This is a genomic window from Spirulina sp. LEGE 11439 (assembly GCF_059821285.1).
This window is the reverse complement of record NZ_JCAMRX010000002.1, coordinates 26017-37578: the sequence shown is the minus strand read 5'-3', so window position 1 is coordinate 37578 and position 11562 is coordinate 26017. Positions and strand designations below refer to the sequence as shown.

At 44.2% G+C, this 11562-nt stretch carries 11 protein-coding genes; 7 read left to right on the top strand and 4 right to left on the bottom strand.

Going from position 1 to position 11562, the window contains the following annotated elements:
* The first annotated feature begins 20 nt into the window (after window positions 1-20).
* A complete protein-coding gene (locus AC6RV6_RS01570) occupies window positions 21-4229 on the top strand; it encodes a CHAT domain-containing protein (protein WP_500238418.1) in 4209 nt (1402 codons plus the stop codon).
* A gap of 54 nt (window positions 4230-4283) precedes the next feature.
* On the opposite strand, the gene panD is transcribed toward AC6RV6_RS01570, so the two are convergent.
* On the bottom strand, window positions 4284-4721 hold the full coding sequence (gene panD, locus AC6RV6_RS01565; RefSeq protein ID WP_500238417.1) for an aspartate 1-decarboxylase: 438 nt from the start codon (window positions 4719-4721) through the stop codon (window positions 4284-4286).
* An 81-nt stretch (window positions 4722-4802) separates the two neighbouring features.
* On the opposite strand from panD, the gene AC6RV6_RS01560 reads away from it, so the two are divergent.
* From AC6RV6_RS01560 to AC6RV6_RS01540, 5 genes are all read left to right on the top strand, one after another.
* On the top strand, window positions 4803-5843 hold the full coding sequence (locus tag AC6RV6_RS01560) for an adenosine deaminase (protein ID WP_500238416.1): 1041 nt from the start codon (window positions 4803-4805) through the stop codon (window positions 5841-5843).
* A 101-nt stretch (window positions 5844-5944) separates the two neighbouring features.
* Window positions 5945-6448, top strand: coding sequence for a DNA recombination-mediator protein A (locus AC6RV6_RS01555; protein ID WP_500238414.1), 504 nt, complete (start codon window positions 5945-5947; stop codon window positions 6446-6448).
* Between the two features lie 86 nt (window positions 6449-6534).
* Window positions 6535-7026, top strand: a complete 492-nt coding sequence (locus AC6RV6_RS01550; RefSeq protein ID WP_500238412.1) for a YajQ family cyclic di-GMP-binding protein — start codon at window positions 6535-6537, stop codon at window positions 7024-7026.
* Window positions 7027-7158: 132 nt separating this feature from the next.
* Window positions 7159-7473 carry a 2Fe-2S iron-sulfur cluster-binding protein gene (locus AC6RV6_RS01545; RefSeq protein ID WP_500238411.1) on the top strand — a complete coding sequence of 105 codons (315 nt, stop codon included), beginning with the start codon at window positions 7159-7161 and terminating at the stop codon, window positions 7471-7473.
* A gap of 105 nt (window positions 7474-7578) precedes the next feature.
* Entirely contained in the window at window positions 7579-8013 is a 435-nt protein-coding gene (locus AC6RV6_RS01540; RefSeq protein WP_500238410.1) for a DUF4079 domain-containing protein, read from the top strand.
* Here AC6RV6_RS01540 and AC6RV6_RS01535 read toward each other — a convergent pair.
* The 3 genes from AC6RV6_RS01535 to AC6RV6_RS01525 form a co-directional block, all read right to left on the bottom strand.
* Window positions 8010-8402 (bottom strand): hypothetical protein, encoded by a 393-nt coding sequence (locus AC6RV6_RS01535; RefSeq protein WP_500238407.1) that lies wholly within the window; start codon window positions 8400-8402, stop codon window positions 8010-8012. The two genes, AC6RV6_RS01540 and AC6RV6_RS01535, sit on opposite strands and share 4 nt — an antisense overlap.
* Window positions 8403-8430: 28 nt before the next feature.
* Window positions 8431-9381 carry a DNA-methyltransferase gene (locus AC6RV6_RS01530; RefSeq protein ID WP_500238405.1) on the bottom strand — a complete coding sequence of 317 codons (951 nt, stop codon included), beginning with the start codon at window positions 9379-9381 and terminating at the stop codon, window positions 8431-8433.
* 221 nt (window positions 9382-9602) lie between these two features.
* Entirely contained in the window at window positions 9603-10136 is a 534-nt protein-coding gene (locus tag AC6RV6_RS01525; RefSeq protein ID WP_500238403.1) for a hypothetical protein, read from the bottom strand.
* 112 nt (window positions 10137-10248) lie between these two features.
* Between AC6RV6_RS01525 and AC6RV6_RS01520 the strand changes: the two genes are divergently transcribed.
* Window positions 10249-11541, top strand: coding sequence for a family 10 glycosylhydrolase (locus AC6RV6_RS01520; protein ID WP_500238401.1), 1293 nt, complete (start codon window positions 10249-10251; stop codon window positions 11539-11541).
* Window positions 11542-11562 lie beyond the last annotated feature (21 nt).

Sequence of the window (11562 nt, the reverse complement as noted above, 5' to 3'; positions counted from 1 at the left end):
TTTTCCAAGGCGATCGCCCCATGAAATCTAACCCAACTATTGATTTAAATTCCCTTGCAACCGGAATTTTCCGAGCGTTAGTTTGGGGTGCGTTTTCTGGGTTGTTCTCATGGGCTTTCGTCGAGTTAGCCGTAATGGGTACGATAACCGGTTTTGCCTCGGCTCAATCGATAATCTCTGCCTCTGATGGAACGGGGACGAGTATCAATCAAAATGGGAACCAATTTGATATTCAAGGCGGGATGCGATCGCAAGATGGGGGAAATTTATTTCACAGTTTTGAGCAATTCGGACTGTCTGCTGGAGAAATTGCCAATTTTCTTTCTGCACCAGAAATCAATAATATTTTAGGGCGAGTCGTAGGGGGCAACCCTTCGATTATTAATGGCACAATTCAAGTCTTACAAGGACATGCCAATTTATATTTAATGAACCCGGCTGGGATTATTTTTGGTCAAAATGCCAGCCTCAATGTACCGGGGGATTTTTTCGCAACCACGGCATCGGGAATTGGCTTTGGTGAAGAGAATTGGTTTGAAGCTATTGGGAGTAGCAATTATCAAAATTTAGTCGGCGACCCCGATCGCTTTGCTTTCGATCTCGTTCATTCGGGATCGATTATCAATGCCGGAAATTTGGCTGTTAATGCCGGGCAATCTTTAACTTTACTGGCAGGAAATACGATTAATACCGGAACATTGAGCGCCCCAGAAGGAACGATTAACCTCGTCGCCGTACCTGGTACGAATTTAGTGAAATTGTCTCGCGAAGGGAATGTTCTCAGTTTAGAATTTTCTCCCCCACGCAATCAAAACGGAGATATTTTACCTTTTACTCCCCTCGAATTGCCGGAACTTTTGACAGGAACAGATTTAGAAACAGGAGTTGAAGTTGCTGGCGATCGCGTTACTTTAAATGCGGCTGAAATTCCTGTGGAAATGGGAACGGCGATCGCTTCGGGACTCATAGATGTTTCGGGATATAGAGGAGGACAGGTGAATGTGTTTGGCGATCGCCTTGGGGCAATTTCGGCAACCATTGACGCTTCGGGCACCTATGGCGGTGGTACGATCTTGTTTGGAGGAGAGCAACAAGGACAAGGTACTGTCCCGAATGCCCGTCAAACTTACATCAGCCAAGATTCACAGCTTTTAGCCGATGCCAGAGAAACAGGAGACGGCGGGCGTATTATTACCTTTGCCTCGGAACATGCCAGCATTCACGGCATCCTGAGCGCCCGAGGGGGTGAAACGGGTGGTAATGGGGGATTCATCGAAACCAGCGGCCTCGCCAGCTTAAGCGTCACATCCCTTCCCGATGTCTCGGCATTGGCAGGAATGGGAGGAGAATGGCTCATCGATCCTTACAATATTATTATTGAGTCTGGTCTTGGCAATACCAATATCAATGGAACTTCGCCGTTTACTGCAACGGGAAATAGTGCGACTCTCGGCATCGATCTCATTTTGGCAGCCCTTGCTACAGGCGATGTTACCATCTCCACAGGAACGGGAGGAACGCAGGATGGAGATATTACTCTCAAAGATTCCATCACTTACAATTTAGCAACGGAAAGAACCTTAACTTTGTTGGCTTCGGGAACGATTTGGCTCAAAGAAGCGATTAATGGTGCAGTCACAAGCGCACCTTTAAATCTGGTCTTGAATGGGGGTAATAGCGGACATAATCAAGCCGGAATTCGCGTTCAAAATTCCCTGAATTCTAAAGGTGGCGATATTACAATGGTGGGAACGAGTAATAATCAGCGCGGCATTTGGATTCAAGGGGATATTGATTCAGAAGGCGGTAATATTTCTCTCACCGGGACGAGTGGTAATAACGATGGGATTTGGCTAAAAGCACCGATCGCCTCGGGAACCGGAGATATTACCTTAACCACCGATCGCCTCGATTTGAACAGTGGCGGTACGGATAAATTAAATGGTAGCGGCAATTTGATTTTACAACCCTTAACCCCGACCCTCGATCTGCAATTGGGCGGCACGGGATCGGCGGGAACAATATTTTTAACCAATAATGAATTAGCTCGCATCAATAACGGCTTTAATGGGATTACGATCGGACGGGCAGATGGAAGTGGGACGATTACCGTGGCCGATGATGTCACTTTTAACGATCCCGTCACCTTAAGAGCGCCGAATGGGAGCGGTTCCATCAATGCAACGGCGGGAAATATTATCGGTGCAGACAATGCAACCATTACTCTCGCAGCCAACGGCAATGTTACCACCAGCAATATTACTAACTCCGGGCGAGATGTGACGATTACCAGCAGCAACGGCGCGATCGCAACAGGAACAATAGACACCTCCAGCAGTAGCGGCGATGGCGGTCAAGTCTCCCTCAATGCCCCGCAGGATGTGGAAGTGACCAGTATCAACACATCAAGTTCGGCAGGAAAAGGAGGGGATGTGAATGCGATCGCGGGGCAGTTTTTCCGCGCAACGGGAACTTTTCCCGTAGGTGGAGACAATTTCAGTATTTATAGCGGCGGCAGCACGGGAGGAGGACAAATCACCCTCAATCATGGCGGGAACGGGATTACACCCTTTGAGATTGGCAATGCCGCCGTGAATGGGATTTTAGGCGGGATTGGCGACGGCAATACTGCCATTACTCCCAACCTTTCTTTACGATTCACTTATGTTAACGGTCAAATTCAGATCGTCTCGGTTGAAGGAACAGAAGCATTGGGGTTGAGTAGTTTAATTAGCATTGACGGCGTACTGGGTCAAACAGTTACCAACCGCCTCGTTGAGACGCTACAACAAGATGTTTCTCGCTTTGCTCATTTGGGGGTTTTGGAGAGCGATCGCTTTACGGTTTCCCTTGCCCCTTTAGACCCCAATACGCCATTAACCACCGAATTGATTTTCGAGCAAATCGATCGCTATTTTACCCGTGCTTTTGAAGGGTATTTTGCGGGCGAACAAAACACTTACGCGAGTGCAACCCCAAAATCTTTCCCTGATGTCAGTGGGAACAATTTAGCCGAGGTAGAAAGCGATCGCACCCCAACCTCAGAATCAGATTCGCAAAGCGATCGCGAAGTCGTCATCGATGCCGCCCGAGCCAGCCTCGATCGCGTTGAACGCGCCACGGGTTCTAAACCCTCCATCATTTACGCAATTTATGCCCCCGCCCTCGGCTTCTCTACCCTCGACCAACCCGCCCAACCCACCGACCAACTCTATCTCATGTTGGTGACGGCAAACGCCGAACCCATTCTCTACAAAACTGGGATTCCGCGAGAGCGAGTCGATGCGATCGCCCGCGAGTTTCGTCGTGGTGTCACGAATGCAAGAAAAACAGAATATCTCGACTCCGCCCAGCAACTCTATCAATGGCTAATTGCTCCTCTCGAAGCCGATCTTGAAAAACACGAAATTAGTCATTTAACTTTTATTGTCGATGCCGGATTGCGATCGCTGCCCATTGCCGCCCTCCACGACGGAAACGGGTTTATCGTCGAGCGCTATAGCGTCAGTTTGATGCCCAGCTTGTCCTTAAGTGACTTAAGTTATACTGACGTGCGCGGGCTGGATGTATTGGCCATGGGACGTTCCAAATTTCGCGATCGCGATCCCCTTCCCGCCGTCCCCATCGAGTTAGACTTACTCTCCTCGGGTAAACTCTGGCAGGGTGAAGCGCACCTCAACGAAGAATTCAATCTCGATACACTCCAACAAGTCCGCGATCGCACCCCCTACCGCATGATTCATCTTGCCACTCACAGCGATTTTCGACCCGGAAGCCCCGCAGAATCTTATATCCTCGTCGGCGAGGAACGTTTGAGACTCGATCGCCTGCGAGAATTGGGCTGGCACGATCCCAGTGTGGAATTACTCGTCCTCAGCGCTTGTCGCACGGCATTGGGGGATCCAGAAGCAGAATTGGGGTTTGCTGGCATTGCAGCCATGGCCGGTGTTAAATCTACTTTAGGGAGTTTGTGGTATGTTAGCGACTTTGGTTCTCTCGGATTTATGAGTGCATTCTACGAACAGCTACAAACCGCCTCAATTAAAGCAGAAGCAGTTCGGCAAGCTCAACTTGCCATGATTCGCGGCAATATTCGTTTAGAAAACGACCAATTAATGACATTATCCGCAACCATTCCTTTAACTCGCTCGTTAATGAGTTTTAGCGATCGCGACTTCACCCATCCCTACTATTGGAGTTCTTTTACCTTAATTGGTACGCCGTGGTAAACAATCAATGAGCGACAAAGCCATTATTATTCCAGAAATTCAAAAAAGGAAAATCTACGATGAGATTTCCTTTTTTTTGCATTCTTTCGAGGTCAAAGTATAAGGATATTCAGGAATAAAAGATTGCGTGAAAATTTGCTGACAGCGATTGTCACCATCAGCTAGAATCACTTTTGCTTGGTGTCCTGTTTTTAAAACTTCTATCCGATCGCGTTCCTCATAAGCAACAATAATCGCAATATCTCCCGGGGCAAAAGAATGGGCAGCAGCACCATTGAGGCAAACCATACCGCTTCCTGCTTCTGCGGGCAAAACATAGGTTGACAAGCGCTTACCATTGCTCACATTCCACACTTCGACTTCTTGGAGAGGCAAAATTCCAACTTTGGCAATTAAATCGCGATCGATCGTAATACTCCCGACATAATCGACATTAGCATCGGTAACGCGCACCCGGTGGAGTTTAGCAGACATGAGCCGAATTGTTGACATGAATTTTGATTCCCTGAAAGATGTACGACTTCGCAGAAAAAAACGATAAGATCGAGTGAAGTTAAATTTTATAAATTTATTATGGCCTTATACGCAGAACTACACCGTCATTTAGGAGGATCTGTCGTTCCTCGGATCTTTTGGCGCTATTGTCAGCGTCATAATGAGGAACTCATCGCCCGTTTTTCTAAATATTCTGACTTTGAAGAATTTTTCACCCGTCCCCGCAATACCTTAGATGAGTATTTAGAGTTACATACCTTGGTCGAAAAAGTCCAAACCGAAGACACTTTACCTTATTTTATTTATCGCCTCATTCGCGGGGCGTATATTTTTGAAAATTTAGCTTATTTAGAATTGCGCTATACCCCCTATCTGCGGACTTCTGAGGCATTGAGTCAAAACGATCGCATCGAACAAATGCGGGCGATCGTAGAGACCGTGGGACGCGCTTCTCAGTTGGTGGAATATCCCATTGTTACCAGCCAAATTCTCTGTATGCACTCCCGCTTGCCCTATGAGGTGAACCAAGCGATCGCGGACTTGGCCGTGAATTATCCGCAATATGTCTGCGCGATCGATGTCGCGGGAGGAGATGCCCATTATGCCGATCGCCTCGATGAATTTGTCAAACTCTATCGTTATGCGCGATCGCGAGGTTTAAAAACTACCGGACACCTTTATGAAACCCGCGACGGCTGCTATCCCGAACTGCTGCCCTATCTCTTGCGGATCGGTCACGGTATCCAAATTCCCCTCCACTATCCAGAATTATTACCCGAATTGGCCGCCAACGGACAATGCTTGGAAGTTTGCCCGACCACCTATATTAAAACTGGAACATTAGACGATCCCCAACAACTCAAAATCGTCTTCGATCGCTGTTTTGAGGCGGGAGTCGATATCGCCATTTGCACGGATAATGCCGGACTGCATAACGTTCGCTTGCCCTTCGAGTACGAAAATCTACTCACCCTCGATATTATTGATTTTCGCCAACTGCAAGCCTGTCAGGATGCCGCGTTTCGCCATGCCTTTGCTTGGCCTCACGGCAAACCCCCAGCCTCTTTATTAACCGGACTCCTACAGGACGAGTCTACCCGAGTTCTCAGTGTCGGATAAATCAAGAAATATTCTCTCAGTCCTCTGTTAAGATAAAATGGCTCTGTTCTAGTCGCCCGATCTGACGACTAGCGTTACTTTTATCAGCCCCAGTACCCAATTTGAGTCAATCCATCGAAGTCAAAGAAATCGATACGTTGGCACAAGAACTGGCCGCCATTCAGCAAACCGGTTCCAAACGTATTGCCCTGTTAGGTTCGCGTCACCTTCCCCTCGCGCACCAAAAAATTATCGAGACCATGAGTTATGCCCTCGTATTGGGGGGCAACCGCTTGATGACTTCTGGTGCAACGGGAACGAATTTAGCCGCAATTCGCGGTGCAATGAATGCCGATCCCAACCTCCTGACGGTGATTTTGCCCCAAAGTCTCTCCCGTCAGCCGAATGAGTCCCGAGAAGTATTGGAAACAGTCATTCATCTCGTGGAACATCCCGACAACGATCGCCTTTCCTTGGGAGAAGCGAGTGCACTATGCAACCGGGAAATTATTTCACGCTGTCAGCAGTTGATTTGTTTTGCTTTTCACGATAGTCATACACTCTTAAAGACTTGCGAGGAAGCAGAAGAACAGCGCAAAATTGTTACCCTTTTCTATTTTGATTAATGGAACGTGTGGAGAACTCGCGATCGCTTCTCCCATTTTCCCAAAACCATTCTTAATTGCCGATTTTAATTACTGATTATTAAACTATGGCTTCAAGTTACTCTTTTGATATTGTTAGCGATTTCGATGCCCAAGAAATGGTGAACACTGTCGATCAAGTTCAAAGAGAAATCAAGGGTCGCTACGATCTAAAAGATACCAATAGCACGGTAGAACTGGGTGAAACCATCATTACAGTCAATACCGATAGTGAAATGACTTTAGATGCTATTCAAGGGATTCTGCGCCAAAAAGCAGCCAAACGCAATCTCTCCCAAAAGATTTTTGAATATGGCAAGGTTGAATCTGCGAGTGGCAGTCGCGTTCGTCAAGAAATAACCCTAAAAAAAGGGATTAGTCAAGAATTAGCCAAGAAAATTAGCAAATCAATTCGCGATAGCTTTAAAAAAGTTCAAGCCTCAATTCAAGGTGATGCCGTCAGAGTCACCAGCAAATCTAAAGACGATTTGCAAGAAATTATTCAATTTCTCAAACAAGAAGATTTTTCCATCGCACTCCAATTTACGAACTATAGATAAGCTAGAGGTTTCAACAGTCAGTCTCAAAAATGATTCTCAGGCGATCTTTCACGTATTGTTAAATCTGGCTGGCAATTGAAAGCTTTCGGTTTAAGATGATGAATTGGAGTCACGCTAAATATAGAAGCTATCATGGCAAATACCTATACGGTGGAAATTAATCACGACGGGTCTACTCATACGATCTCGGTTGCAGAAGACCAAAAGATTCTCGATGTTGCTTTAGCAGAGGGAATTGAATTGCCTTCCTCTTGTACGGCTGGGGTTTGTACGACCTGTGCTGCTAAAATTATCGAGGGAAAGGTAGAACAAGATGTTATGGGACTGTCTCCTGATTTGCAAGCAGAGGGATATGCTTTATTGTGTTATGCCTATCCACGATCGGATTTGAAGTTAGAGTCGAATAAAGAAGATGAAGTTTATCATCGTCAGTTCAAATCCTCTTAATCTCTTCATTATTTAACATTAAAGCCAATCATAAGATTAGAGGTTGTTCTCAAAACAGCCTCTAATTTTAGCAACAGAGAAATAACCCATAAATTTTTTAAAATTGTGAATTTACCTTCTTTTCTTTGGCTGTGGAAAATTGCAGCTTGGTCGATGGGACTGGCGATCGCAGCTTATTTTCTCTTGGCGATCGCCGGAATTTGGATGCGGATCTTGCGCTTGAAAAACCAATCTTATCCCCAAGGGTTACGAGAAGTTCACCTTGCGATCGGTGGGGTTTTAGTGCTGTTGGTTTTGCTTTTACTTTCTATTGGAATTATAGGAACTTTGGGATATTATGGCACTTTGGGACATTCTCCTCATCTCATCGCGGGAACTTTGGTGGTCATCTTAGTTCTAGTTTCTGCGAGTAGTGCATTGGCGATCGGGAAATGGGAAAAAGCGCGATCGCTGCATCTGATTATTAATACTCTTCTCTTTTTTGGCTTTCTTTTTGTCTCTCTTTCCGGTTGGAGTGTCGTCCAAAAATATTTACCTTAATTGGGCTCGATAAAGTCGTAAAGTATTTCATCGGGTTCGTCTTCCCAGTTTTCTTCTTCTGAGATCGCATTCTCAAAAAAAGGTTGAGATACTGGAGATGGTAATGCTAAATTGGGAGCTAAATTGGGACTAAATTGCTGTTGTTGCAATAGTGTCAGTGTTGTCTGGAACTGACTCAACATTTGTTTTAAGACAGCAACATCGCCTTCCAAAGCAAGCAGGCGATCGCTAGAATTTGCACCAACTTCTCCCAAATATAATGCGATCGCTTCTGCCATAATCTCTTCTGAGGATTTGTTGCGATCCGTGGCAATTTTTTCAATCTTCTGCTGCCAAGTTTGAGAGACTTGACAACTTATTCTGACTGGTTTATCGGTATTTTGATTCATGAGACTTCTCAAATAATGAGATGTTACTTTACTTTTCTTGCCATTCCTCGGGAATTTGCGTGACTTGTTCCCGACCCGTAGGCGTATGAATGGGTTTCCCTAAAGGTCTAGTTTTTAGCGTACCATCAAAATAGGCATGAACGCGAGAGATCGCTTCCTTCATATACTTACTTTCTCGTTCGCTACCAATAGCTTTGCGATCGTGTTTTAAGGCAGCAATAATAGAAGAACCGACTCCCATATAAGGATCGAAAACCAAATCTCCTTCATTGGTTAACGCCAAAATACAACGTTCGACTAACTCGATCGGATACTGACAGGGATGAATGGTTTTTTCAGGATGCTTGGCTTTCACATTGGGAATATCCCACACTTCTTGTTCCCAATCTTGACAGATAATTTCCCAATAATCGGAAGGATTTTTTCCTTTAGGATTTCCAGACGGCTTACCCTTATTGATTCCTTTATAATAGCGTTTTCCCGGATATTTTGAAGGGATTCTTACATTGTCTAAATTAAACGTATAATTTTTACTTTTGGTGAGCCATAAAATGGTTTCGTATCGTCCGGAAAATCGTTTAGAAGCGTGTAAACCATGTCCAAACCGCCAAACAATCCGGTTGCGTAAATAAAAATCAAATTCTTTGAAAATATCATAATAAAAAATATCCAGAGGAAAGACTTCTCCTTTTTTGACAAAATTACCAACTTGCCAACAAATACTCCCATCTTCTTTGAGAATACGATGCAAGTGGGAAATAGTATCTTTTTGATTATTGAGATACTCTGTTATCGCTGTAGTATTTTCATATTCTTTGCCTATATTATAGGGCGGCGAAGTAATAATTAAAGAGATAGAAGCATCAGGTAAAGTTGGGAGAAAATCATTAACATCTCCCGGATATAAAACCAAGTTGGAATTAGCTTTATATCTTGTTTCAATTTTGGGCATTAAATTAATATTGTCTACTTGTTGCATCGCGATCGCTTAATGCTCAATGGCTACTCTCAGTTGTTTGAGAAATAGTGTTCTTTTTCTGCGATCTACATCAATAAGAAATCGGAAGATTTGAGGAGTCGATAAGCTCCAAGGAATACTGAGAGATGTTGTCGTTAGATCTTGCAAACGGAAGATCTCCGTACTTTCACTTACAGTCACTCTATTTTAAGTATCTTTTGTTTTGTTGTTAAAGTAGTTTATCACTTTCTCTGGGAAAAGTAATTGTCGTGTTGCAAAAGATCCCATAAAAACTCCGCAGCAGAACATCTCGTCTTGTCATGTTTTGTGTTACGCCAACCGCTAATAGTATGAGGCGATCGCCATAATTCTAGATGATCCACTCCAGGATCCGCGTAAAAGCTCTCTTTTCCGGCTCCCAACAAGGCAGAACTCCAATGGGTAAAATAGTCGTGACTGAGACGATAAATGGGAAAATTCCCTACTAAGGGTACACCCCAACCATCAAGAGCAATAAATGTACTTCTTCTGCCGCCTTGATGCTGCCATGCTAAAACTGCAAAAATTCCTCCAACAACGCCAGCACTGAAGGCAATGCAGAGAAGCGGTGAAGTGCGATCGCTATTTTGGTTCAGGAAATTTAAGATATCAATACCCGAATAGGGAGGAATATTTGTAGGGAGAATGAGGAGGCGATCGCGAGATAATCCTAAATTCTCGATAAAGCGATCGGTCAGTTCTGGGGGATGAATTCCGGGACAAATTAAAATTGTCATTGATTGCGAGAGGAAGAATGATAAAGTTAAATATCCGTAATTTTGGGCTGAGAGAGAGTAGAAAATAATACGAGCTAACATGGGAAACAAAGCAATTCAAGTATAAAATATTATGACAACCTCAAAGAAAAAGGGCTGTGGATGTGGATGTTCGAGTATTCCATTATCTGTAATTATCTTGTTTTTAGTAGGATGTTATGGAATATTTACTCAAAGAGAAAAAATAGATATTGGTCGGTTTATCCCCAATCAATTAAAAGCAGAAATTCCTTTTTTGAATTCCCCAACTGCAGAAGAAACAAATTCATCTCCAATTTCTGCTCCCAACCCAAATAATACAGGAGAAGCGACTTCCCCTCGAAGCCCTGCAAATACAGAAGAAATAGCGACTCCAATACCGTCTCTAAATCCAACGAATACAGAAGAAATAGCAACTCCAATACCGTCTCCAAATTCATCGAACCCTCAACCCAGTCCGCAACCTACTGCACCGCCTTCCTCATCCCAGAAACCTTGGAAACAGAAGAACATTCGCGGCATCTACTTGAGTCGCTACCAAGTTACAAATAATGCTAGCGAACAAAAGATTCGCGAACGGGTTCGTTATTATCGCAGTCGCGGAATTAATACCATTATTCATGGAGTTTGGGGAAATGGTTGTACAATGTATAAAAGCGAAGTATTACAGAAAGCATTTGGTTATCCAAGTTGCCCGAATCAATTCCAAGATCGCTGGTTGGAATGGCTGATTGATGAGGCTCATAAACAGGGAATGGAGGTTCATGCTTATTTTGAAAAAGGCATCAAAATTGATAAAAATAGTCCCTTGTTCGATCTAGCTGTAGAACAACGATGGATCGTTGCTGGAGTCGATCGCACTCATGCCGGAGTCGATCATTATGTTCTCGATGTCGGCATTCCTGAAATTGCCAATTTATTCGCCGAAATTTTAGCGGAATTTGTCACAAAATACCCTGAAGTTGATGCCGTTCAATGGGATGATTATCTCGGTTATCATGCCGAATTACCCGGAAAAACCGATCGCACGGCAAAATTAACCCAGTTCGTACAAAAAGCGATCGCAGCCACGAAAAAAGCAAATCCTGATGTTAGTTTTGATATTTGTCATCATAATCCTTATTGGGCAAAGCGTTATTTTGCCGCCGATTGGAAAACATGGGATATCGATCGCGCTTTCATTCAGGTTTATAGTAGTAAAAACTTCAACGACGAGCTACAATATGTCAGAGCGAATCATGGCATTTCCATTACCGAGCGACAACTCGATCGCTTAGAAGAAATCGCCAAAGATTCTCAGATCGAGAGTATTTTATTATTTCCCCTCTCGGGCAAACCCGAAGAAATGGCGGCAAATTTTCATAAAATAATGACTGAGAAAAAATAAAGAATTGAGCAAGTTTTTGAT

What these genes read in the sequence shown, in the direction of transcription:
- AC6RV6_RS01570 (WP_500238418.1), top strand. Translation starts at nt 21, where the DNA reads ATGAAATCTAACCCAACTATTGATTTAAATTCCCTTGCAACCGGAATT.
- panD (WP_500238417.1), bottom strand. Translation starts at nt 4,721, where the DNA reads ATGTCAACAATTCGGCTCATGTCTGCTAAACTCCACCGGGTGCGCGTT.
- AC6RV6_RS01560 (WP_500238416.1), top strand. Translation starts at nt 4,803, where the DNA reads ATGGCCTTATACGCAGAACTACACCGTCATTTAGGAGGATCTGTCGTT.
- AC6RV6_RS01550 (WP_500238412.1), top strand. Translation starts at nt 6,535, where the DNA reads ATGGCTTCAAGTTACTCTTTTGATATTGTTAGCGATTTCGATGCCCAA.
- AC6RV6_RS01545 (WP_500238411.1), top strand. Translation starts at nt 7,159, where the DNA reads ATGGCAAATACCTATACGGTGGAAATTAATCACGACGGGTCTACTCAT.
- AC6RV6_RS01535 (WP_500238407.1), bottom strand. Translation starts at nt 8,402, where the DNA reads ATGAATCAAAATACCGATAAACCAGTCAGAATAAGTTGTCAAGTCTCT.
- AC6RV6_RS01530 (WP_500238405.1), bottom strand. Translation starts at nt 9,381, where the DNA reads ATGCAACAAGTAGACAATATTAATTTAATGCCCAAAATTGAAACAAGA.
- AC6RV6_RS01525 (WP_500238403.1), bottom strand. Translation starts at nt 10,136, where the DNA reads ATGACAATTTTAATTTGTCCCGGAATTCATCCCCCAGAACTGACCGAT.
- AC6RV6_RS01520 (WP_500238401.1), top strand. Translation starts at nt 10,249, where the DNA reads ATGACAACCTCAAAGAAAAAGGGCTGTGGATGTGGATGTTCGAGTATT.